This is a genomic window from Providencia alcalifaciens DSM 30120, assembly GCF_000173415.1.
Classification (GTDB): Bacteria; Pseudomonadota; Gammaproteobacteria; order Enterobacterales; family Enterobacteriaceae; genus Providencia; species Providencia alcalifaciens.
In genome coordinates, this window is record NZ_ABXW01000062.1 from 1 (window position 1) to 26195 (window position 26195).

13 protein-coding genes and 1 tRNA gene are annotated in these 26195 nt (G+C 41.5%); 8 read left to right on the top strand and 6 right to left on the bottom strand.

The genetic code is table 11. The features are described from left to right. Position 1 precedes the first annotated feature (1 nt). Both PROVALCAL_RS15205 and PROVALCAL_RS15210 read left to right on the top strand, forming a co-directional pair. Positions 2 to 77 (top strand) — tRNA-Val (locus tag PROVALCAL_RS15205). Positions 78 to 1482: 1405 nt separating this feature from the next. Continuing rightward, positions 1483 to 1776: a helix-turn-helix domain-containing protein gene (locus PROVALCAL_RS15210; protein ID WP_006661320.1), complete on the top strand. Its 294-nt coding sequence runs from the start codon at positions 1483 to 1485 to the stop codon at positions 1774 to 1776. 236 nt (positions 1777 to 2012) lie between these two features. Here PROVALCAL_RS15210 and PROVALCAL_RS15215 read toward each other — a convergent pair whose 3' ends face one another. From PROVALCAL_RS15215 to PROVALCAL_RS15235, 5 genes are all read right to left on the bottom strand, one after another. Then, positions 2013 to 3740, bottom strand: a complete 1728-nt coding sequence (locus PROVALCAL_RS15215) for a potassium/proton antiporter (protein WP_071586598.1) — start codon at positions 3738 to 3740, stop codon at positions 2013 to 2015. 368 nt (positions 3741 to 4108) lie between these two features. Then, positions 4109 to 4777: a methionine ABC transporter permease gene (locus tag PROVALCAL_RS15220; protein WP_006660211.1), complete on the bottom strand. Its 669-nt coding sequence runs from the start codon at positions 4775 to 4777 to the stop codon at positions 4109 to 4111. Further along, positions 4774 to 5787, bottom strand: coding sequence for a methionine ABC transporter ATP-binding protein (locus PROVALCAL_RS15225; protein WP_006660212.1), 1014 nt, complete (start codon positions 5785 to 5787; stop codon positions 4774 to 4776). Before PROVALCAL_RS15225 ends, PROVALCAL_RS15220 begins: the two co-directional genes overlap by 4 nt. A gap of 6 nt (positions 5788 to 5793) precedes the next feature. Then, entirely contained in the window at positions 5794 to 7254 is a 1461-nt protein-coding gene (locus PROVALCAL_RS15230; protein WP_006660213.1) for an FAD/NAD(P)-binding protein, read from the bottom strand. A gap of 4 nt (positions 7255 to 7258) precedes the next feature. Beyond that, positions 7259 to 8392, bottom strand: a complete 1134-nt coding sequence (locus PROVALCAL_RS15235; RefSeq protein WP_006660214.1) for a CMD domain-containing protein — start codon at positions 8390 to 8392, stop codon at positions 7259 to 7261. Positions 8393 to 8634: 242 nt separating this feature from the next. Here PROVALCAL_RS15235 and PROVALCAL_RS15240 point away from each other — a divergent pair, with 242 nt between their 5' ends. After that, entirely contained in the window at positions 8635 to 9477 is an 843-nt protein-coding gene (locus tag PROVALCAL_RS15240) for a MetQ/NlpA family ABC transporter substrate-binding protein (protein WP_006661326.1), read from the top strand. A 158-nt stretch (positions 9478 to 9635) separates the two neighbouring features. Next, complete coding sequence (locus PROVALCAL_RS15245) at positions 9636 to 10373, top strand: cyclase family protein (RefSeq protein WP_006661327.1); 738 nt, start codon at positions 9636 to 9638, stop codon at positions 10371 to 10373. A 67-nt stretch (positions 10374 to 10440) separates the two neighbouring features. Here PROVALCAL_RS15245 and PROVALCAL_RS15250 read toward each other — a convergent pair whose 3' ends face one another. Beyond that, entirely contained in the window at positions 10441 to 11676 is a 1236-nt protein-coding gene (locus tag PROVALCAL_RS15250; protein WP_006660217.1) for an ArsB/NhaD family transporter, read from the bottom strand. Positions 11677 to 11891: 215 nt separating this feature from the next. On the opposite strand from PROVALCAL_RS15250, the gene PROVALCAL_RS19890 reads away from it, so the two are divergent. The 4 genes from PROVALCAL_RS19890 to PROVALCAL_RS15270 all read left to right on the top strand — a co-directional run bounded on the left by PROVALCAL_RS19890 (position 11892) and on the right by PROVALCAL_RS15270 (position 26169). Next, a complete protein-coding gene (locus tag PROVALCAL_RS19890) occupies positions 11892 to 12125 on the top strand; it encodes a hypothetical protein (protein WP_039862190.1) in 234 nt (77 codons plus the stop codon). Positions 12126 to 12338: 213 nt separating this feature from the next. Beyond that, complete coding sequence (locus PROVALCAL_RS15260; protein ID WP_006660218.1) at positions 12339 to 14057, top strand: ShlB/FhaC/HecB family hemolysin secretion/activation protein; 1719 nt, start codon at positions 12339 to 12341, stop codon at positions 14055 to 14057. An 11-nt stretch (positions 14058 to 14068) separates the two neighbouring features. Continuing rightward, positions 14069 to 25783: a two-partner secretion domain-containing protein gene (locus PROVALCAL_RS15265; protein ID WP_006660219.1), complete on the top strand. Its 11715-nt coding sequence runs from the start codon at positions 14069 to 14071 to the stop codon at positions 25781 to 25783. Next, positions 25783 to 26169: a DUF6911 family protein gene (locus PROVALCAL_RS15270; protein ID WP_006660220.1), complete on the top strand. Its 387-nt coding sequence runs from the start codon at positions 25783 to 25785 to the stop codon at positions 26167 to 26169. The genes PROVALCAL_RS15265 and PROVALCAL_RS15270 overlap by 1 nt, the downstream gene beginning before the upstream one ends. Positions 26170 to 26195 lie beyond the last annotated feature (26 nt).

Here is a 26195-nt window from a genome sequence, read left to right on the forward strand (position 1 = left end):
TGGGCGATTAGCTCAGTTGGTAGAGCACCTCCCTTACAAGGAGGGGGTCAGTGGTTCGAGCCCGCTATCGCCCACCACTTCATCTTTTCTTGAGTCAAAAATCCCTATTATTTCCTACTTAGTCTTTCATCAATAAGTATTGTGATATGTTTTGAATCATTTGGTTATAGTATAAAACACCAAACGAGACAAAATAACACATCCTCTCATGATGATTATCATTTATCTTGCGTAAATCGTCATTTCACTTGCCACGTGCTATTCCTATTAAGCCTCAATAGATATCTATATATACTATTATATTATTCACATAAATTACTGAATTGCAGATACTGTTATTTATCGAATAATTCGATAACAAGATTTTTCCTTGCGTAGCGAGGGGGCGGATTGCTTCTAGGTTTGTATATAGTTAACTAAAATAAACCATAACAATTACATAAGTTAAATTTTATGCATGATAAAATGGGTATATCATCATATCTATTTTTTGTATGAAATGAATTTTGATGATTAAGAATTAGGTTCATAAAAGGTACAATAGAAATGAAATAGTGCTATACGATACAGATAGTCTTATGTTGGCTTAAATAAATTATTCAGAATATTCTTAAGATCTAAATAGGGAAGTTTGCAATTAAACATTTTCTTTTTTTGCAGATAAAGAATATCTGTAAAGTAGTATATTAGTGAATAATCCTAGTTACTCATATTTTGATAATCTTAAATTTCAATAATTTCATCATGTTTGAGAATAAATAATATTAAAATAAGATTATCGATAATCATTAAAGTTCATATTTTTGTGATACTCATCAAGTAAAGTGAATGTTCGACTTCCTTAACGTTAATGTTTTGTTATGTTGAATAAGGCGGTACATTACATTCACTATGGTACTTTAAAAATATAGCATTAATTAATTTGCGGCATGCTGTTCAAAAATGTAAGTGATTGATATCTTATGTTGCAAAATAGTTATATATGTAAAACATATATTTTTTACTTTCTTTTACAGAAAATGTTCACATGGAGTGGTTTTTCGCTCTAAAAAGAATCACTGTTAACATGAAACGATTAACTTTGTTACAGTGTTAAATAATTCTGTTTATTTCCTTTATTTTTGGATTTTTTGACGGGAAAGTGAGTGGTTTTTAGTGAATTGTCTCGCAATGTGGTCTTTCGCCTAAGTTTAGTAGGTGGTATTCACTGGCTATCAGTTTGTATAACGCATTGATAAATAAAAGGTAATTCATTTACCCGTCTTATTTGTATAGAGAAAAATATTTTGTTACATAGTTGCAATGTCATTTTTGGACTAGTTGAAACTAATTAGAAGGCTAGTATATCATTTGCTTAGTGATGTTGGATGTATCACCGTGTTTTATCAATGAACTATATAGTACATATAAAATAACAATAAAAATGGTAGAAAATATCTACCGATTTTTATTCAATTAATATAGATTGAAGCGAGAATGTTTATGAATACAAAATATCCTGTCGCTTGTGCAGTTGGACAAAAAATTAAATCTTTAAGAAAAGCTCAAGGCTACACAGTTTTTCAATTAGCTAAAGAGATCGACATTAGTGAACAACAACTATTTCGTTATGAGCGTGGTGTGAATCGTATTGATATCGACTGTTTAGTTCGTGTATTAAAGGTATTAGGCGTGAATATGGGCGAATTCTTCAGCGAAGTTCTCCAAGATGATACCAACGCCTCAGAGGAAAGAGAATCTAAAGGGTTCAATGACTCGCTTTATTCTCTCGTATAATATCAATTCATTGCTTAAGTTTCATAATGAAACAAACTAAGTTTGTTAATTAAATTGTTTCAATTTAGAACGGTATAATTAATTAATCTAAATTAATTGGTCACAGCAATTGAATATATTAATACATATCTCATCTTGAGTATTTACAAAAATAAAAGCCCATTTGGGCTTTTATTTTTTTATGCGAAAATTAAGTTTATAACCGTTATAAAATAGGTTTTCTAATCTTTGAATTATTAATCTTGTTCAGCTTGTATTGGCTCTAAAATAACGGTGACAATACGAGGACCAATCATTTCATCAATCTTTAACTGCATATTGTCTAATTTAATGATATCCCCTTGAATTGGTTCATTTTCAGTATTCACGTGAATAAACTGGTTGAGTGTTTTATCTGAATCTACTTCAACCTGAATTCCATATGACTCATAAATTTCATTTAACCGTGTAGTGCCCTTTAAGCTTAAACCTGAAGCAGGTAGCTCCATGACCGTTAGCTCAGTCGAGGTTTGCTCGGAAAACAACCTTTCTAAGAATAAGCGATTTTGTGGTTTCAAAACGACAAATAGGTGGTCATTTGCCATTAAGATAGTTGAACCTCTCGGCGGTAAAACGCTTTTTTCTCGAGTGATCATTGCGATAACGGTTTGGTCAGGCAGCGCTAATTGCGACAAACGGCGTCCAACAGCAGAGCAGTCCTCACCAAGTGTATATTCAACTAAGTCAGCATCAATCTGATCTACCGCAGTAATGTCCAAAGTTGCAGCCGGAAGTAATGGCGGTGGCTGCATAAGATTCAGTTTGCGAGCAAAGTAAGGTAGTGTGGAGCCTTGTAAGGTTGCAGAAATTAATACCACAAAGAAGACAACATCAAAAATCAGATTAGCGCCAGGTAGCCCATAAATGAAGGGGAAGATGGCAAGAATAATCGGCACTGAGCCTCTTAAGCCCACCCAAGAAATTAATGTGATTTCATTGCGAGTGAAACGGAATAGTTTTAACACTGGGACAACCGCTAGTGGTCTTGCAATAAACGTTAAGACTAAGGCGATAAGCAACCCTTCCTGCCATACCTCAAGTAGGGAACTCGGATTAACCAGCAGACCCAACATGACGAACATAATAATCTGGCTTAACCAAGCAAGCCCATCATGGAATAGGAATGTATTACGCTGGAAAACAAAGGAATGGTTACCAATAACGACACCTGTTACGAAAATGGATAAGAATCCACTGCCATCTAGGTTACTGGCAACGCCAAAGGAGAATAGTCCACAAGCTGCCACAAGAACAGGGTAGAGACCTGCTGCGAGTAATTTAATTTTATTGATTATTTTTATTGAAATCCAACCAACACTGATTCCAACAATCGCGCCAATTCCCATCTGACTAATAAATAGTAAAATTAATTCACTGCCAGAAGACTGTTGATTCATCAATAATTGCAATAGTCCAACAGTGAGGAAAATTGCCATTGGGTCGTTGGTAGCACTTTCTATCTCTAAGGTTGCTTGGAGACGCTCATTTAAGTAAATGCCCGCATTACGTAATAAGGAAAATACTGCGGCTGCATCGGTAGAACCAACAATGGCACCTAAGAGTAACCCTTCAAGAAGTGGAATACCTAGAATATAGGCGGCGGCTAACCCCGTGATGCCTGCGGTAATTAACACTCCAAAAGTCGCTAAGGTAAATGCAGGTTTCCAAACTAACTTAATCGATTTTACTGAAGTTTGTAAGCCACCATCGAAGAGGATTAATGCAAGGGCGAGGGAACCCACGGCATAAGAGACGTTGACGTTATCAAAGGTGATTCTTCCTAACCCATCTTCACCGGCAAGCATACCAATAAAGAGGAACATGACTAGCATGGGCAGACCGAGCCTTGCAGACAACTTGCTAGAAAAAATACCGAGTAAAATCAATATGGATGAAAGTAATATTAGTTGTTCAATAGTCGGCATAATCAGTTTTCAGTTAGAGGTGAATAAAACGCTGACGATGCATCGCAAAGCGCATGAGGTAGCTTAAGATGTTATAAAAGTGACAAAAATATGCATTTGATAGCATTTTCATACTAAAGTAGCTAAATAAACATTATCATTCATACTATTATGATTATATATGAATCATTTAAAACATATTGGTATTTTACTGCATTTTTTAAAATTTAATTTCTAGAAATAGCCTGATTTTTTATTAAACTCAGGTTAATTATGGTTTTTTTGTATGTAAATGTTATTTGGGGAAAAGAGAAAAAAAGATGTGAGGAGTTAATGACATGATAAACAAAATAAAAGTCGATGAATTTATATCATCGACTTTATGTTATTTAGTGAAAACGGGCTCTTCTTGCAAGAGTATCACCAATGAATTGTATTCCTTGGACAATAATGACTAAGGTAACAACCGTAATTGCCATGGCGACATTATCAAAGCGCTGATAACCATAATTTAATGCAAGATCACCAACACCACCCCCACCAACTGCGCCTGCCATTGCGGTCGCTCCAACAAGTGTGATACTGGCAGCGGTTAAACTTAATATTAAGGATGACTTTGCTTCGGGAAGTATAAAATGCCAAACAATTTGCCAGTTTGTGGCACCCATTGCATCTGCGGCTTCAATAATCCCAGAGTGGACACTTAATAACGAGTTCTCAACGAGCCTTGCGGTATAAGGTGCAATATAAATTACTAATGGCACAATCGCAGCAGTAGTGCCAATCGAGGTACCCACGACAAAACGCGTTAGTGGGATGATTGCCACTAATAAAATAATAAAGGGCAATGAACGGAATATATTAATAATAGGATTAATAATTCGATAAATACGTTTATTTTCCCAAATTCCCTCAGGCCGCGTAATCACCAATAAGATGCCTAATAAGATCCCAAAGAGAGATCCTAAAACTAACGCAATACTGACCATGGTGAATGTTTCTGACATGGCTAATAAAAACTGTTTACTTGTCAGTGCCGTCTCAAAAAAATCACTCATACTGTCCCCTTGTTTACTGCAACGCCGCGATGACGTAAGAAAGCTATCGCTTCGTCGATGTGCATTTTATCGCCAAGCATCTGAACAAACATACTGCCAAGAACTACACCGTTTATCTCTTTCATATTGGCAAATAGGATGTTGATCTTAATAATGTTTTTCATGATTAATTCATTTACCACGGGTTCCTGCGCTGATTTACCTAAAAATTCTAACCGGTAAACATCGTCTTGATGCTCAAGCTGATGAAGGACACGTTCAGGAATTTTTTCGTTGAGCACGGTACCCACAAATTTTTGAGTGGTGGAGTGTTTAGGCTGAGCGAAGATATCAAGGACAGTTCCTTCTTCAACAATCCGCCCAGACTCCATAACAGCGACTCGATGGCATATTTGTTCAATCACTTCCATTTCATGAGTGACCAGTAAAATAGTAATGTTCTGCTCACGATTGATTTTTTGCAGTAATGCTAAAATAGATGCGGTAGTTTGGGGATCTAACGCAGAGGTGGCCTCATCACACAACAGAATTTGAGGGTTATTAATCAACGCTCTGGCTATTCCCACTCGTTGTTTCTGCCCCCCAGATAATTGATTGGGATACTGGTTTTTTTTATCACTCAATTCAACATATTCAAGAATGTTATCCACACGCTGCATGATTTCATGCTTATCAACACCGAGTAACACGAGTGGCATGGCAACGTTTTGCGCGACAGTTTTAGTCTCCAGCAAGTTGAAATGCTGAAAAATCATACCAATACTTTTCTTGTGGGCGCGTGTTTGCGATGGACTATGCTCAGCCAGATTATGTTGACCGACCGTGATTGAGCCACTCGAGGGTTTTTCGAGTTGGTTAACGAGACGTATGAGTGAACTTTTACCTGCACCGCTATAGCCAATAAATCCGAAGATATCTCCTTTATTAATATGCAAATTAATATCTTGTAGAGCGATTAGAGATTGCCCATTTTTGTTATACACTTTTTGGACATTATTAAATTCAATCATCCTTTTTTACTCCACATTTTCAGTCTGTTGCACGCGCTGAGCTGGAGGGAGTGCGGGCTGCCATTCATCACCTAATAACTCATTCTCTGTACTGGTTTTAACCCGCTCAAGATGCTGTTGTTGATGAGCTAAATACAATTTAGCCGCGATATGATCGGCTAAACGCTCAGCCCCAGTATTGGTCCCTGGGATCAAACCAATGACAGGCCCCATGCTGAGTGAAGCGCTTAAATTAAAGCAGTAAAAATGGTCAATAAATGGGAATTCGTAACCCGCTTTGGCTTGTAATTCAAAATGTTTTCCAAGATAGGGGTGCGCAGCAAGTTCATCATTCTCTTCACCTTTAGGAGGGGTATAGACATCTCCCCATGTTTTAATGAACGGTGCGAGGCGATGAAATGCAGAGTGCTTATGCCAATTCAAACGATAGCCCGTCGCCAAGATAAGGTAATCAAAAGAGAAATCCCCCTGAGTCGTGGAAACATGCAATTTATTCTCTTTGAGAGCCACATGATTGACTTGGGTATCGAAATTAAAATAGGCATGAGCATGGCGAGAAACGCGTAAAGTACTGCCATGAGGAGCGGGAGTTTTCGCTTTCAAAACATAATCGGCATAGTGCCATTTTTGTGCGTCAGTAAAATACCCATAAGCATGAGTAAAGCCAGCACTGCCTGCGACTTTACCGCGGTTAACTCTCGGCATCTCCTTTGCGCGGATTAATAACTCAACCGACTTAGCTCCGTGTTCTAACGCGGTAGCGGAACTGTCCATCGCGCCAGCACTGTAGCCTACCACGCCAATACTCAGACCGTTAAATCGTTGATAGTCACTGCCTGCGTATGAGTGTTCCCAATAATCGGAGGGAATTTTATCCATAAATTCAGGAATATTAGGCTCACTGAATGATTCCATGCCCGTCGCAATAATGACATGTTGTGCCATAAAGTGAGTTGACCCATTAGGCGTCTCAAACGTGAGTTCACGACCCTGAGGGGTTAGTTTGACATCAATGAGTTGATGCTGGCTAAGCAGTGTCGGTGCCGTCATGGTTTTAAACCATTGTAGGTATTCACCCCACTGCAAACGAGGAATTTTATCAAGAGCTTCCCATGCTTCATTCCCAAATTGGGCTTTAAACCACGCTTGGAATGTTAAAGAAGGGGATGCGAGAGCAGGGCCTACCACCTGTTTTGGTGAACGTAAGGTTTCCATTAATGCTGGTGTCTGCCAAGGTCCTTCTCTACCGGCGGGAGCTTGATCAAAAATGACAGCATTGATGCCTCGTAATTTAAGCGCGAAAGCCGCCGTAACTCCGGACATACCTGCACCAATAATGGCGACATTAATGTGTTGTTCAAACAGGTTTTCATCAGACAGTGTCCATGTGCCAATGGGTAAATTAAGGTACTGTAGATCCTGTTGTATTTGTGCTTCTAGTGCCGCTAATCCAATAACCGGTTCCATGGCATTACTCCTTATTTTCAGGGAGTTCAAAAGGTTCTCCCAAGGTAAGCATTAAGCGATTAGCCCATGAGAAAAATGCACTAGATTGAATCAAATCCAGCAGTTCCAGTTCCGATAACCCGAGTGAGCGTAATTGGCTTATTTGCTTAACGGAGGCTTGAATCGGTGTTGCTGAGAGTGAAGCAACAAGGTCAATAATGGCTAAGAGTCGTGGTTCATAACCTTCGGCAAGCTCACTGCCTGCGGGAGTCGCTAAGAGTTTTTCGACATCAGCATAATGTTCTTTTGAATATTGGCTCGCTTTGCGAGCATGCACAGAAGCACAATAAATACAGCCATTGACTTTACTTACGACAGCAGCAGCAAACTCTCTTTCCCAGCGAGGCAATCCTCCTGAGGTATAAAAAATGCCGCGGTCAATCTGTGTGCGTAGCGCTAAAATCTCACTTTGATGAGCCAAAAGTAAGAAATATTCAGAATTCAGCTGACCATGTTTTTTCATGGTCTGAGTTTCATTCTCATCAAGTGTATTAGCGTCCCGTGCGGATAGCCAAGATTCCCAACCTAATTGTGATTGCGTGAACACTGTCGGTGACGTTTGTCCTAATTGTGTTTGACTAGCATGGTTCCAAATACCAGCTTTAATGGTTTGAGGTTCATTGACGCGATGCCCAGTATTCGAATTTTGTCCAATTAATAAACCTAGGCCTGTAACCAATCGAGATTGGTAAGTGACAAAAGTTATGAGCTGAGCAAGTAAAATAATATCGGGCTCAGACCATCCTTGTTGAATGAATTGCTGTGTTAAGGCGTAATCGGCTTGATTAGGGTTGCTCACTAATATGTGCAAATATTTTTCGGCTAAAGCGAGATGAGCGGTGATTTCAATCTCTGTGTGTGATGATAATAATTCAGCATAATATTTTTCGAGCAATACGGAACCTGTTATTTTCGCCACAAGATGCGCAAAATAATATTTCATATTGAGTGTCAATAATTTGGAAGGTGCTGAAAAAATAGCATCAAAAGCGGCTTGAGTATTTTCTGTTGCTACAGGTCTTTCTGCGCGAGTTTTTGCTAATTCAGAGTCTGGTGTCAGGTTAAGAAGAAAATTAATTAAATCATATTTTGTTGTCATAAATAACTCACTTTATTTAAATTTTTTTATCTCCTTCATTACATATCAATCACATCATTATTCGAACTACCATTTTGTTATATGGTTATAACCATTTTGTTTTGGCATATTTTTATATCTGTTTTTATTTAAGTTATAACGATCAGATCTAAGACGTTAAATAAATCCTGTTTATACTCCGGTCAATTAGCAATATAAAAACGGAATGTAATTGAAGGGTAACCACCATGGGGAATATCTCAATGTTCAAACAAAAAATAATAAATTTATCTTTAGTGGCAACAGCAATAATTGTATTAGCAGGATGTGGTGATAATAAAGAAAAAGACAGTGCAGATAAAAAGCAAATTACAATTGGCTTTGGGGTAGGGAATTATATTGACCAAGTGGATAAAGGCATTGTTCCTATTTTAGAAAAGAAAGGTTATCAGGTGACATTACGCCAATTTTCGCAAAATAGGCAAATTAACCCTGCATTTGAAGAAGGTGCTATTGATGCATCGGTAAACCAAAGCCGTGCTTATATGGAAGCTTATAATCAAAAAAATAATATCAACATGGTTGCATTGGCAGATTCACCAAGCGCACCACAAAGTTTACGTTCAAATAAGCATAAATCGTTGGATGAAGTGCAAGATGGCATGATTGTGGCTCTGTCTAATGACCCAGTAAACGCGGAGCGTGGTGCGAGAATTTTAGAACAATTAGGTTGGATTAAAATCAAACCTAATGTGAGTACGCTTAACTTTAGTGTGAATGATATTGAACCTGCTAAATATAAACTGGATATTCGTGAAACCGATGCAGCTCAAGGTTTGCGTTTATTGGATGATGTGGATTTTGTCGTCGTGAATGGTAACTATGTGGCGAGTGCAGGTCAGCGTATTGCTGATGGCTTAGTTGTCGAAAACTCGCCGCTTGAACATCGAGTTATTGTGACGGTTCTGCAAAAAGACCTCGACACACAATGGGCAAAAGATTTAAAAGAAGCTTTTGAATCAAAAGAATACGCAGATTATATTCGTTCTCAACGTCTGTATGATGGCTTTATTGAGCCTGCAGCATGGGCTAATTACGCTAAATAATTTTCGAACAAGGTTGCCAGTTTGATGACGCAATTGGCAACTCATTCTCTAAGAAGGATAGACAAACGTCATAGAGTTGGTTATTACCTATTCAGAATAAATAAAAAATCCAAAATAAAATTGTCTTAATAAAAGCCAAAATCAGATAGGGGAAAATGATGACTAACGAGGTTTTGAATGCACTGAATGTATTAAAGTCTAAAAAATGGGTCGATTTAACACACAGTTTTGACAAAGACTCACCGCATTTCTTTATGTTTGATTCGGCAGACTTTAAAACATTATTTGATTATTCCGACGGTTTTTTTGCTCAGCAATTTACTTTCCCTGGACAATACGGCACACATATTGATGCTCCTTGCCATTTTGTTGAAGGAAAACGTTTTTTACATGAATTAGAACTGCAAGAATTGGTATTGCCACTGATTGTTATCGACCAATCAAAACGCGCAGAACAAGATCCCAATTTTTCATTTTCTCGTGACGATGTTTTGGCATTTGAGCGGGAATATGGGCGAATTGAACCTGACAGCTTTGTGGCATTACGCACTGACTGGTATAAGCGCTGGCCTTCTCAAGACGCGATGGATAACAAAGATGGTGAAGGTAATAATCAAATTCCCGGTTGGGGAATGGATGCGCTCAAGTTTTTATTTGAAGAGCGTGGAGTCAAAGCGATAGGGCATGAAACTTTTGATACCGATTCGGCAAAAGATTTTCGCCAAAATAATGGGCTGTTAGGTGAGTATTACGTATTAGAACAAGATACCTACCAAATAGAGTTAATGGCAAATTTAGATCAATTACCTATTCGCGGTGCCGTGATTTTTAATATTGTGGCTAAACCCAATAATGCGAGTGGTTTTCCTGTTCGTTCATTTGCCATTCTTCCCTAAAAATCTTAAACGCCTTTCTTGCAATATAAGAGGAGAAAGGCGTTATAAGCGGAAAAATATGCCGATGTTATAGCGCAAATATAATCCAAGCCGTGGCTAACAACATACACAAAACAGCGACAATCCCGCCTGATTTAGCAAACTCAGCGAATGAAATTTTCACACCATAAGCAGCCGCTTGTTCTACCACGATAATGCCTGCCAAACTACCAAAAACAAATAAGTTGCTGGAAAAGCCTGAGCCGAGCACCAGTGCCGCACCTAATGCATCCGCATTACCATCAGGGGTTAAAAACGGAACTAACAGCATAACGGACGGATTGTTTCCCACGATCGTACTCAAGACGCCTGTCACTAAAAATAGAATTAGAGGGTTATTGAGCTCAACGCCATGGGCTCGTAGATCGTTGAGCATCTGTTGAGGTAAGCCAGTACCCGCAAATGCGGCGTTGACCACAAACAATCCCATGATGAGCAACAAGAGGTTGCCATCTACCAGCTTAAGCATATCGCTAGAAGCGATTGAGCGGTTCAATAATAGAAAACCTGCTGCCGTCAAGGCGATTAATTCTTTTGGGATGTCACTGACCACAAATGCCACAATAACCGCCAGTGTAATCACACCAGCTTTGGCTGTTTCCCATGTATCAAGCGGGGTCGGTGGTGAAACCGTTTTGGGGGTATTGTTTGGCTCTTTGGCTAAATACCAGCGGTTTCGATACAACCAAACCAGCACAAGCCATGTGAGAGGTAAAGACAATAATGCCGGTATTGCAGAAGATTGCAGCAAGCCCACAAAAGAAATATCTAATCCTTGTGCTGCAATCATGTTTTGTGGGCTACCAATGAGCGAACCTGTTGCGCCGTTATTCGCTGCAAAACAAAATCCGAGCAAAAAGGGAATGGGATTTAGCCCGCGAGAAAGCGTGATAGAAACCAGTAACGGGGTCATTGCGACGACAACCACATCGTTAGTAAGAAGTGCTGAAAGTAACCCGCCGACAACAATGAGCACAGCTAGCAGGGTTGGGGCACTGACTTTTAACATGGCAACGCGATCCGCAGTCCAGTTATAAAAGCCGGAGACCACAAATGAAGCAGACACCACCATTAAGCCAAATAACATGCCGATAGTCCGGTAATCGATGGCATTCCACGCGTGAGGTGGTGTAATGCTATCGATTGCCATCATGGCTAAAGCACCGATGACTGCGGCACCTGTTCTATCGACTTTAAAACCAGGAAGCTTGCCAAATGCCATGGCAACATAGACCAATACAAAAATAATAATGGTAAGTGTCATATTGTTCACATTTATTCTGAAGGATTAGAGGGATTTTACGGTGAATAAGATTACAGGCAAGATAAAAAAACGTTTAGTTTTTAATTGAGTAAACGCAGTCAAACTAAGACATTCGTAATGCGATGTAATTTACCCTATTGATATTAATGAATTTGTTGGGTATTGATTTTTATGCATAATAAAAAAGAGATAAATATAAATAAAATGAGGCTGTTATGAAAATTATCGTAACGAGTGAGATTACGACTGAAGATAGAGAAGCGTTATTTACGGGTTTAAGAAGCTACAACCAACATTTTTTACAGAATAGTTATTTCGGTCAATTAGGTGTTTATAGCAAAGATAAAGCACTCACTCTTAGTTCTCACAGCTTAAAATCAAAAGTGAGCAAATCGTGCAGGTTTGGGACGGAGCTTAATTCATCGGAGGTAAATCATCCGTTTAAATGATGGTGTGATAAAAACGGGATATCAATACGGTTCAAATGTTTCTCACATGTAGTTGAATTTTCGATAATAAATGATATTGAGTATATCGTATCACAATGCTTTCATTCGCATTCAGTCTTATTTTACCTCCAATTCGCACCATCCTCATTGCCCTGAATATCAACTTATGTAAGCCTTAATAAACTATTAACATTTAAAATACAATAATTTAACATGACATTAATGAAACGGAATTCTTTTTGGCGCTATGGCGCCTTGTCTTTTACTTCGTTCGCTATGTTAACGGCTTTCGCTGAACCACACTTCCCTGAAAATACAGGGCGCTTATTACAGCACCAAATTCAGCAACAACAAGCCCAACAGTTGCAATTTGAAGCCAAAGCCCCAGAGGTCAGCTTATCTGTTCCCATTATAAAATCCACAGTGCAATTTCCGAAAGAAACACCGTGCTTTACCATTCAACATGTTTCGATGACCGGGCAAAAAATGCTTCCTCATTGGGTACCTGTACAACGTTTAGCCAACCAAGCGAGTGGGTACTGCCTAGGAATTAACGGCATTAATTTATTGGTCACCGATATTCAAAATCGCCTGATTATCCACGGTTGGATAACCACTCGGGTGCTTATCCCGGAGCAAGATTTATCCTCTGGTATCTTGGCATTGGTCGTCATGCCGGGCAAGGTACAACATATTCGTTTTACAGATGGCTCTTCCACTTACAGTTCTTTATATACTGCCATACCAACACATGTGGGGGATCTCTTAGATTTACGTGATGTAGAGCAAGGGCTTGAGAACTTGAAACGCTTGCCAACAGTACAGGCATCAATGGAGATGGTGCCAGGGGATGGACCGGGTGACACACAGATTGTGATTCATCGTCGGCAATTCCGTTACTGGCATGTGGGGGCATGGGTGGATAATACAGGCTCAAGAAGTACGGGGAAAAACCAAGCGGGTATAATGTTAGCCTTGGATAATCCCACTTCACTCAATGATCTCTTTTATATTACCACAACCCGCGATTTAGGTTTTTCCAGCAGCAAAGATACAACCAACTACAGTGCTCATTATTCGGTACCGTTTGGCTATTGGCAATTTTCAACGACCGTGAGTGATTACGAATACACCCAAACTATCGCCGGTGCGAACAGCGATATTGCATATCGCGGTAAAAACAGAAGCTTGAATTTACAGTTAAGTAACGTGTTATATCGTGATGTAACCGCAAAAACGACCGTCACCTATGATGTGAATATGCGTGAAACCCGCAACTTTGTGCAAAACACCGAAATTGAAAACCAAAAACGCCGTACCACGTCGTGGAAAGTTGGGCTGAACCATCGTCAATTCATAGGGCAATCCACACTCCATGTCGGCGTGAGTTACCAGCACGGAACGCGTTGGTTTGGTGCCATGCCTGCTTTTGAGGAGTTACAAGATGCGGAGTCCCGTGATTATGCAACCGCACTGGCAATTGTGATGCAATTTTCTGCTTCTGCAAGTATTCCATTCTCATTGGCTGACCAATCACTGCGTTTTGATTCGCAATATTTACGTCAAATCAGTGAACGCCCATTAACGCCACAAGATCAATTCAGCATTGGTAACCGTTGGACGGTACGTAGCTTTGATGGTGAACGGACACTCAGTGCCGATGAAGGCTGGACATTGCGCAACACCCTATCATGGGCACTGCCGCTTTCCTCTCAAGAACTGTACCTCGGTGCAGACTATGGCGAAATTAGCGGGCGTGGAATCGATATCAATCTGGGTTCGCATCTCGCGGGTGGGGTTGTTGGGTTACGCGGAGCCATTATTCCTGCCAATTTAAGTTATGACCTCTCAATTGGAACGCCGTTCTCTATGCCAGATGGCTTTATAACCGATCCTGCTACATTCGCATTCTCAGTAAACTGGAACTACTAAGGACTTTCAGGATGAATAAGCTATTTTATCGCCTAATATTTAATGCGGCTCGCCAAATGCTGATGGTGGTTTCAGATATTACGCGCAGCCATCGTGCGAGTCCTGCGGGTTCTGGCGAGAATCGAGTCGAGAATGTGGCAAAAAGTCGAGTACATTGGTCAGTCAAGCTGATTGTGACATCGCTTTGGTTAACATTAGGCATGGTCAGCTTTAGTGCGTCATCATCCACCATTGTGGCGGACGGTAACGCGCTGGGTAACCAGCAGCCCACCGTAGTCAACACGCAAAATGGTTTACCGCAAGTCAATATCCAAGCCCCCAATCGGGAGGGGGTTTCTCGCAACCAATACAGCCAGTTCGATGTTGATAAGAATGGGGCTATCCTTAACAACAGCAGGACCAACACGAACACACAGCTTGGTGGGATGATCCAAGGTAATTATTGGCTTGCTAAAGGTGAAGCCAAAATTATCCTGAATGAGGTGAATAGCCGCGATCCAAGTCAGCTCAATGGCTTTATTGAAGTGGCTGGGAAAAAGGCGGATGTGATCATCGCTAACCCAGCAGGAATTACCTGTAATGGTTGCGGGTTTATCAATGCCGATAAAGCATTGCTATCGGCGGGAAAAACCTTAATTGAAAACGGTAAAATCAAGGGATTTGAAGTTGATAAAGGCAGCATCAATATTGTTGGGCAAGGATATAACGGCAATGGTACCAACTACACCGCACTGATTGCCCGTTCAGTCAATATTAATGCCAAATTGCATGCGAAAGACTTAGCCATTACCACTGGGAAAAATACCGTTGCAGCGGATGGAAAAACCATTCTCAAGATAGATAGTACGTCGACCGATGATAAGTCTGAATTTGCTTTAGATGTTGCGGTATTAGGGGGAATGTACGCCAATACCATCAAAATGCGTGGCACAGAAAACGGTGTGGGCGTGCGTAATGCGGGGCATATTGGTGCAGAGGCTGGTGATATTACGCTCTCGGCTGAGGGAAAAATTGGGAATGCTGGGGTGATAACGGCCAGCCAACATATTGCCCTTGATAGCCAGCAAAGTATAAACAACACAGGAACTGTACTGGCGCAAAACGATATTCTGCTCAACGCAAAACAGACGATAATCAATGCGGATAAAGGCCAAATTGTTGCAGGACGTGATGCCGTGCTGCGTGCAGAGAAGATCAACAGTGACCGTACAGCCTTATTAGCCGCTGGCGTTGACAGTAAAGGAAAACTCACTAACACAGGTTCATTGGCGGTTAAAGGCGATAAAACGGTTGTATTACAAGGGGATATTCTTGCTAAAGACGAATTAATGGCAACAGGCAGCGACTTAGACCTATCCCATTCAAATATCCAAGCCAAGAATATGAAGTTGGCAGCGAGTACTGCGGATATTCGCACTCAAGAGGCGCATTTACGGGCAACAAACAACGCAACATTGATTGCTAAGCGTGGCATTGATAACCAAAAAGGGGAGATTGTTGCCAATCAACTGACTCTGTCAGCGCCTGAGTTTATTGATAATCAGCACGGAAAACTGGTTCAAATAGAAAATTCAAAAAACACCTTGAATACCAAGGCATTCAATAATCAACAAGGGGAAATCAACCTTGCTGGTGATACATCAATTACGACACAGCAGTTGAATAACCAGTCGGGGCAGCTATTCATCCGTGAGGGTAAAGTCGATATCCAAAGCCAAAATCTAGATAATCGTCAAGGCACGATACTGGCGCCTGGTAAGCAAGGGCTGATACTCAAAGCAGATACGCTAGATGGGCAGAAAGGGGAAATTCTGACCCGTGGTACATTGGGACTAACCGCAAAATCAGTCAATCTTGATCAAGGTACCACACAAGCAGAACAAATCACCTTACAAGCCAATTCATTATCTCTCCGTCAAGGCAATATGTTGCAGACGGGCGACAAAGCGATGACGCTGAATGTGGTTAATGGATTGGATAACACCCAAGGCAGTGTCGCATCCAAAGGTGATTTGAACGTACAAGCAGGGACGGTTGATAATACAGATGGCAAATTACTCACCAGCAAGAACCATCGTTTAGACCTGATGTCTACTGGTGAATTGAATAATACGCGTGGGGTTGTTCAAACCGATAAAACTCTGATGATAAACGTGGATAAACTGATTAACCAGCAAGGTAAAATCAGCAGTTTATCCGGGGCTTCTTTATTAACGGCGAATCATCTAGCGGGGGAAAAAGGGACTATTTTTGCGCAGACGGCATTGCGCATAGAAAGCGCCGATATCAACTTAAACCAAGGTTTCACACAAGCAAACCAAGTTTCTATTTTTGCCAACAATTTTAGTCATCAGGGTGCCACCTTGTTGCAAACTGGCGAAGGTAAAACTGAGCTACATATTCAAAACCAATTTGATAACCAGAAAGGTGAAATTTCCAGTAATGGCCAAATTGATATTGTGGCAAATGGGCTAAACAACCAAGACGGCAAGATTATTGCGGCCAAATTGGGTCACTTGACGTTGACTATCCAACAGGTGCTGAATAATACACAAGGGACATTATTAGGTAACCAAGGTATTCAGTTGGCAGCGGAGCGCTTAATTAACCAATCCGGTAAAATACTTGCCAGCTTTGGTGATAACCAATTGGCGCTTAAACAATTGGATGGTGAAAAAGGGGAAATTCTCTCGAAAGGCAAATTAGCCTTAACGGGAGAGGAACTTAATCTTAATGACGCGGTGACGCAGGCTGATAATATCCAAATTGAAGGGCAAAACCTGTCCCATCAACGTGGAAAAATGCTGCAAACGGGCAGTGAAAAAGGGCAAATCAAGCTCGCCCATACCCTTGATAACCAGTCAGGAAATATCAGCAGTCAAGGCACGTTGCGTGTCAATGTGGATAAACTCTCCAACCAACAAGGCGTTATGGTCGCAGCTAAAGTCGGGGCGTTAATCCTAAATGCCAAGCAGCATGTCGATAACACCCAAGGCACCTTGTTTGCGCAGCAGGACTTTACCCTTAACACGCAGTCGTTCACCAATATTGACGGTAAAGTAATTAGCAAACAAGGGGATATACGGCTAGCTACTGAAGACTTACAAGGGCAGCGCGGGGAGATCATCGCTCAAGGGGACTTATCACTGAGTGGTAAAGACATTGATCTGACAGCCGCCAATACGCAAGCACAGCACATCCAACTCACTGCGAACCGCTTAACGCATCAAAATGGCACAATGACTCAACTGAGTGAACGCCAAGGTACTATTGAGGTATCCCAACAGATTAACAATAATGCAGGTGATATTAGTGGTAACGGCTCTTGGCTGATCAAAACGCATGCCCTTGATAATCAGCAAGGTAAAATATTCAGCGCAAGAATGGGTAAGCTTGATTTACTCATTCAACAAACGCTGGATAACACAGGCGGGACATTGACTGCCCGCCAAGGTGTATTTGTTGAAACCCAATCACTGATTAACCGCACAGGTAAAGTGATTGCCAGCATGGGCGATGTCACCTTTAATAGCCAATTACTTGAGAGTGATGACGGGGAAATACTGGCGGCTAACACCTTGAATATTGAAGGTAGAACACTTTCGCTCAATCAGGCTGTCACTCAAGCGGACAACATCGTAATCACGGCGAATAGCCTCGAGCACCAAGGGGGCAAGCTATTACAAACTGGCGATAAAGCTGGGAAAATCACCGTACAAGGAGCGCTCAATAACCAAGTGGGTGAAATCGGCAGCAATGGTGACCTCTCATTAACCGCTAACCGTCTCGACAATCGCGATGGACAAATTATCACCGCCAAAAAGAGTCATCTTAAGGTTGATTTAATCCATGAATTATTAAATCAAAGCGGCGCACTCATTGGTGAGTATGGGCTGAACATAACGGCCAGTGATATCCAAAACCAGCAAGGAAAACTGGTTGCTCGCCATGGCGATGCAAAACTGGATGTGGCTAAAGGTATCAATAACCAAGCAGGGTTAATTGCCGCAGAACAGCTTTTGCAGATGAGCAATCAAGCACTGAAAAACCAGTTGGGTTATATCCAAGCCAATACCATTGATATCAACACCAATAACCAGCTACTTGATAACACCCAAGGTTCTTTGTTGGCGAAACAACAACTGACATTGAATAGTGGCAAGCTGGAAAATCAGAAAGGGACAATTCAATCCGGTAGTGACATGCTGATTGATACCCATGGGCAGCAACTCAATAATACGCAAAGTGGTGACAATAAAGGTATTTATTCGCAAGGCGGGCTAACCCTAACCACAGGGGGGCTCAATAATGAGCAAGGTCGATTGGTGGCGAAAAACACACTCGCATTGAATAACCAAGAGCTCAATAATCAGCAAGGTTTAATTGGTAGCCAGTCTGCTAACAAAATGCAAACTCAGCAACTCGATAACAGCCAAGGCACAATTAAAGGTCAGTCTGTTAATCTCGATACACAGGGGCAACGCCTGACCAATCTCGCCAATAAAGCGGAACACGGTATCTTTGCGAGCCAAAATCTGGCGATGACCGTTGGCGAGTTAATTAATCGCCATGGTCATATTCAAGCAAATCAAATCACCTTGAATACTCAGCAAAATAAGATAGATAATTTCCAAGGCGAAGTCCTGGCGAGTGAGACATTACAAGCTAACTCAGGTGAAATTGATAACCAACAAGGAAGAATGCAAGCAAGTCAGCAGATCGCCATCAATACTAACGGACAGTTACTAAACAATAATAATACCCAACAAAGCGACGGTATATTAAGTGGGGGAACACTAACACTAACCACTGGCAAGCTCGATAATCAACAAGGGCAGATCCAAAGTGCTGGCGCCCAAATATTAAATTCTCAATTACTTGATAACCAAAAGGGTTCTGTTTATTCCGGCAGCTCATTAAGTATTGATACACAAAAAAATTCTGTACTAAATCAAGAAGGTGTCCTTGTTAGCCAAGCACAGTTGACGTTATCCGCTAGGAATTTAAATAACCTGCAAGGCACTGTTCAAGGTAAACAAGGTGTGAATGTTCATGCTGAAACTATTGATAACCAGAAAGGAATATTACTAAGCCAAGCCTCAGCAGAGGTTACGGGATCATCCTTAAATAACCGCGAAGGTACCCTACAATCTCAAGGTAAAACAAACCTGACAATCGCCCAACATATTGAAAATCAGCAAGGAAAAATTCAATCTGAATCAGAACTCGTGATTAGTGGGCAAAATTTAGATAACACCAATGGTACGGTTCAGGGATTGAAAAATATTGCGCTGACCGTTGTACAACAACTACAAAATCAACAAGGTTGGATCAAAGCTAACGAAACTGTGGATATCACAGCACTTTCCATTGATAACCAAAATACGTCTCAAACAGCAAAAGGAATTGAAGGCCAAAATATCGCACTTCACACGACCTATTTGAATAATCAAACTGGGATTGTACGAGCAAGCCAAACAGTTGAAACAACCATCGCTCAAAAACTCAATAATGAACAAGGTATGATCTCGTCAGAAAACCAGATCACTGTCACTGATGGCACTAATGGTAAAGTTTTAGCAATATCAAATCAGCAAGGTACCATTGTAAGTAATGGCTCAGCCAACATATCTGCTAATCAATTAACTGGAAACGGTAAGTTAATTGCCCAAAAAACGCTGACTCTCAATCTAAAACAAACATTTGAAAACGTAGGACGCCTTCAAGCAGGGGAATATTTAACGGCCAATTTTGCCCAAGGTGTGACCAATAGAGGGTTAATCTCCAGCCTAGGAGAATTGGTTTTAACAACATCCACAATAATTAATCAAGTTCCCGGTGAAATCAGTGGGCAGAGCACGCGTATTCAAGCGAGTGGTCAAATATCAAACACTGGACTGATTGACGGCAGTTTAACTCATCTTGTGGCTAATTCTCTGGATAATCGGGGAACAGGTCGTATTTATGGAGATTTCCTTGCTATCCATGGGAACGATTTAGCAAATGACAAACAAAATGATAAAGCCGCGGTTATTGCGGGGCGTAAACATGTCAATCTTGCCGTAGAAAATCTGCTAAACCGTGACCATGCGCTGATATACAGCGATGGGGATTTAGTTATTGGAAATACCCTAGATGATCAACTACAGGTCACCGGTCATGCCAAAAGCGTGAAAAACTACAGCGCCAATATTGAAGCCGTGGGTAATTTAACGTTAAAAACTGCGCTGCTTGAAAATAAAGATATCCATTTGCAACTGACAGATGATGCCATGGAAGTGAGTCGTGAGCACTTTGATTGGTATGATTTCGGAAATGGGCGACGCTATAAAATTCAACCTCGTAGTGGCAACCAAACGCGCTATGCCATTAATGATGATGGTACGTTGAATAGAAATGTGGGTATTCACTATGAAGAATCAAACCGTTGGCGAATGTTTGTACATGGTGATTGGACTAAAGATTTTTATGAATATGTTTACGATCGTATCATTTACGAAACACAAGTCATCAAACGAGATGCAGCGTTGATCACCAGCGGTCAGCATTTGACGATTGATGGGCAGCAACTGAACAATGAAAATTCACGCGTTGTTGCGGGGAAAAATCTGATCTTAACAGGCTATGATCTCAACAACGCAGAAGCACAAGGTGTTCTTCGTATTGTTGAAAATGGAAATACGATTTATCGTTATAAAGGCGGAGGTACATGGGAAACGTATACTAGCACGTCAAAATACCAAGGGGTCAATAGCGAGGAAGATCTAGCATTACATTTATTAGAAGTGACCGAGAATGCGGGTGGGATTAATAAAACGCAGCTCGATTCAGTGAAAGTGAACCAACTTGATGGGCAAGCAGAAAGTGTTTCTGATGCAAATAGTCAAGAGAATCAAGGTGTAAACGTCACTGAGCAAGCGTTAAAAGAGGGTAAAAACACGCCATTAGACCTGAAGCCCGGTCAGCAAATGGAAGTGACACAATTACCTTCAATTTCAGCGAAAGTGGATGTTCAAGACGACAAATCGGTTGACTCATCATTACACGTTGATGATACCAATATCGGTAAAGAGGCTGATATTCAAGGGCAAGTCGATGCAGGTCAAGGGAAAAAAATTACTGTGGAGGCTGAACCTCAAGGAAAAGACAACCTCGATACCGTGATAAGAACCGTTGGACCAAACACCCAATTACCCGATAACAGCCTATTTAACTTAACACCGAGCAGTGACAGCCAATTTTTAATTGAAACAGACCCTCGCTTCACTAATTACAAAAAATGGTTATCAAGTATCGATATCGTTACCCATGAGCAACTGCATAAGCGCTTAGGGGATGGCTACTATGAGCAACGTTTAGTCCGTAATCAACTCATTGAAACCACAGGGCAGCGCTTATTAGGCAACGATAAGAATGATGAAGAACAATACCGCGCACTGCTGACCAATGGCGTTGCGTTTGGTCATCAATTTAACCTGACTCCAGGCATTGCATTATCACCCGAAAAAATGGCGAACTTAACCACTGACATTGTGTGGATGGTGAATAAAGAAGTCACACTCCCAGATGGTCGCATTGAAATGGTCAGTGTTCCACAGGTGTATGTTCGAGCCCGTCAAGGGGACTTAAACGGTAATGGCGCATTGTTAGCAGGTCGTAATATTTCTGCCAACATGACTGGTAAATTCCTCAACAGTGGTGAAATAAGTAGCCGCGAACTGACCGATTTACACGCTGAAAATATCGAAAACAGTGGGCGCATTCAGGGTAAAGATGTCCAACTAGATGCCCTAAAAGACGTTAAAAATATTGGCGGGGAAATTCGTGGATTAGACAACGTTTCGCTATCAGTGGGGCGCGATATTCTCAGTGAAACTGCGCAGCGTGGCGATGGTCAATCACAATGGCTCGACCGTCCTGCCAGTATTTATGTCACGGGTGATAACGGTCAGCTTACCTTAAAAGCGGTGCACGATATCAGCTTCATTGCCACGGATGTGGGTAATTTAGGTGTAGAAGGTAAAACAACGATTATCGCGGGACGTGATATTAGCTTAGAAACTCGCGATGTTAGCTCGGCATTTGATTACACGCATAATTCAAGCAATTACTATCGTGGCGCTAACAGTACTGAAGTTGGCATACAAATCCAAACTCAAGGGGACTTAACCTTATCGGCAGGTCAAGACTTATCAGCTCGTGCAGCGAATGTCACCAGCGATGGTGAGCTGGCGATAAATGTGGGTCGTGACATCAATGTTACCTCGGGTATTGAAAGTAGTGACTACGCTAAACACACCAAGAACACGGAGAAAGGCTTTTTATCCAGCACAACAACTGAAACTCATGATGAAGGTCATGAGCGTATAGCCATCAGCAGCATACTCAGCGGGGATCGCGTTAATATTAACGCTGGACGCGACGTGAATGTTCAAGGGAGTAATGTACTCGGGACGAACGGTGTTAGCATCGATGCGGGCAATCAACTGACGGTCAGCACATCCGACGAGACCTTATACGCAACTCATATGAACAAAACCACTAAGTCAGGCTTGATGGGGACAGGTGGTTTAGGTTTCACTGTTGGAACACACTCACAGAAAGTCACTACCGAGAGCGACAGCAACCAGAAAAAAGGCAGTGTGATTGGTAGTACGGCTGGTGATGTTACATTGACCGCGGGTGGTTCAGCAAACATTCATGGTAGTGATGTGATTGCGGCGAAAGACATCGATATGACGGGTAGTGATGTGACTATTACTGCGGCTGAAAATAGCCGTACCGATATCACCACAGTGGAAAGCAAATCCAGTGGGTTGACAGTTTCTCTCGGTGGTGCAGCGGGCAGCATGTTAGATGGTATGGCACAGACCGCAAAATCGGCTAAACAAGAAGATGACAGCCAATTAGCTGTCCTTAAAGGGATGAAGGCTGGTCTGCAAGGTGTTCAGGCTCAGCAAGCGGGTGAGTTGGCTGGTCTGAAAGAAGGCGGTAGTACGGCAGATGCCTTTGGCGTCAATGTGTCTTATGGCAGTAGTTCTTCAAAATCCACCACGAAAACAGAGCAACATACCGCATCAGGTAGCAGTTTAAGTGCTGGGGACAATATCAATCTTACAGCGACAGGTAAAAAAGACGGTAGCCAAGGAAACCTGACAGTACAATGCAGTCAGTTGGATGCAGATAAAAATGTCACGTTAACCGCCAAAAATGATATCAACCTGACCAGTGCGACGAATACGCAAACGGTGGATGGCAAAAATGAAAGTAAAGGTGGCTCAATCGGTGCGGGTATCAGTACAGGCGGTTGGAATGTCAATGCGAGTGTGAATAAAGGCAGCGGCTTTGAAAAGGGTGACAGCCAGTTTTACACTGATACGAAAGTGACCGCGGGCAAACAATTGACCCTCAACAGCGGCAAAGACACCACGCTGATAGGTGCACACGCGAGTGGGGAAACCGTTAAAGCCAATGTGGGCGGGGATTTAACTTTATCGAGCCAACAAGTTACTGATAAGTACGACTCAAAGCAACAGAGTGGCAGTGTGTCTGGCAGTATTGGTAGCGGGTTGAATACCAGCGCTTCGGTGAGTGCTAATAAAACCGAAATGCACAGTGATTATCAATCGGTGGATAAACAAACGGGCATTAATGCAGGCAAAGGCGGTTTTGATATCACGGTGGGCAAGCATACGCAACTTGATGGTGCCGTGATTAGCAGCACAGCAGACGCGAATAAAAACACATTGGATACGGACATACTGGGTTTTTGGGATATCAAAAACAAAGCCGATTATCAGGTGGATAGTCAAAGTGGTGGCTTTAGCACCGGTGGTGCGTCAGTGGGTGACCAATTTGTCACCAACGCGGCAGGCTCCTTGCTGACGAATGTGAATAACAAGGGCAAAGACAGCAACACCACGCACTCAGCGGTATCGGAAGGTGAAATTATTATTCGCGATAAGGCTAATCAGAACCAAGATATCAACAACTTAAGCCGTGATACGGACAATGCCCATGAGAAACTCAATACTATTTTTGATAAAGAGCAAGAGCAAAAACGGATTGAGAAAACGCAGTTAGTGGGCGAATTAGGTAAGCAGATTACCGATATCGCGGTGACGAATGCGACCATTAACGCCACGAAAGAGGTAAATGCAAATCACCCAACATTGACGGGCAAAGCACGTGAAGAGGCGATTCAAGCTGAAATCAATCAATCCGGTTGGGGTGTCGGCGGTGACAATCGTCGGATTGTCGAAGCAGGAACCGCATTGGTTCAAGGGCTAGCCAATGGGGATGTGAGTAAAGCGGTTGCCAATGCGAGTGCGCCGTATATTGCGAATACAATAGCGCAACATATCGGGGAAGAGAATAAAGCAGGACGGATAGCGGCACATGGCATAGCCAACGTTGCATTGGCACTGGCAAAAGGTGAAAATTCAGGAGCGCAATCGCTGGGCGCTATGACAGCGGAAGCCGTGGGTATGCTGTCAACAGAGCTGTACGGTAAAGATGTAAGCCAGCTATCGGAAGATGAAAAAGCGACGGTGAGTGCGTTTGCAACTTTAGCCGCAGGGATAGCCGGTGGGTTAGTGGGGGGAGATACTTCGAGTGCGGTAAATGCTGCCGAGGCAGGGAAGACCACGGTTGAGAATAACTTTTTATCAGCGACAAAAAATGAAAAGTTGATGAAAGCCCTTGATGATCAAAAGGAAGGTAAAAATCTCCTACAAGCCTCTCAAAATATCGTCTACCTCACCAATGAAGATCGTGCGAGTAATGTGTTACTTGAGCAATATCGCAATGACCAATTAAATGAAAGCCAACAACAAGACTTAGCAAATCAACTCAATCAGTACGGCTATGAGCTGCAAACGGTGTATGGATTTAGTGAAACGGAGGCGAAGGCAGCTATTCAGAATTTGGTTAATGGTGGCGCATTCGTTGCCGCTTATGCAGATGCGAAAGCGTATAACGAGGCACTTAGTTACTTAAAAATGTATGGCGTTCAATCGGGACAAGCTGCGGTTGGTGCTGATGCGCTGGTTGCATTACCTGGTGTGCCTGGCTCAATTATCCGAAACACGCTCATTGCGGGAGGCTCTTACCAAACAGGAACAGGGGTCGGTCAAGTTATTGAGGGTAATTATACGGAAGGTGGAATTAATATTGGCCTTGGCTCTTTAGCTGTATTTGGTGGTATTGCAGGTAATAAAGTGGTTGAAAAACCGACAGGTAGCATTGTTTCACCTGAAACTACAATAGTTCAGGAAAGTAGTAAGATTTTAGATAAAAAAACTCATACATCCATTCCTAAGGTAGAAGCGGAATTAATAGATAAAGAAACTGGAAAAATATTTAAAGACACTAACCAAGGAAATAGGCCTGATTATTTTTTAGGTGATAAAAGTCGACCAACTTTAATTAATGATAGAATAGAAGCGAAAGTAGAAAAAAATCCTAGCAAATATTTACCAAATGGAAATATGGCTTCTGCTCATGCTGAAGTTGGCACTATTCAGCAAGCGTTCGAAGATGGTATTACAGTTGGTCGAGATATGAATATGAAAGTTACAAAAGAAGCTGTATGTGGATACTGTCGTGGAGATATTGCAGCAATGGCAGATAAGGCAGGATTGAAATCTCTAACCGTTTATGAGGAAAGCACTGGAAAAACATTGTATTGGAATCCTGGCATGAAATCATTGAAGGAGAAAAAATAATGTTATTTTCATTGAGCTGGACGTTAAACGGTACTGGAGGAAACAGTGAAAATCCTATATGGGATGATATTGAAAAAAAACTTACATTATTAAAAAGTGGATATGGAACCTTAACACTAGATATTCATGATAATGATATCGGCTCACAAATGTTACAAGTAAGGGCTGAGCTAGGTAATTATTTAGTAATGCTAGGTGAGATAATCAATGATGATTATGAAGTTAGAACATATTATGATGAAAAAAGTACTAAAGAAGCAATTTGTATATTAGGTGACTACTGGCCTAGAAACCAAATAATAACTGACTTTTCATTTATTATTCAAGTCGTGTATGAATTTTTTAATACTGGTAATGTACAAAATCATTTATTAATTTATTTTTAATAAAAAGATCCCATCTCATACAGGGA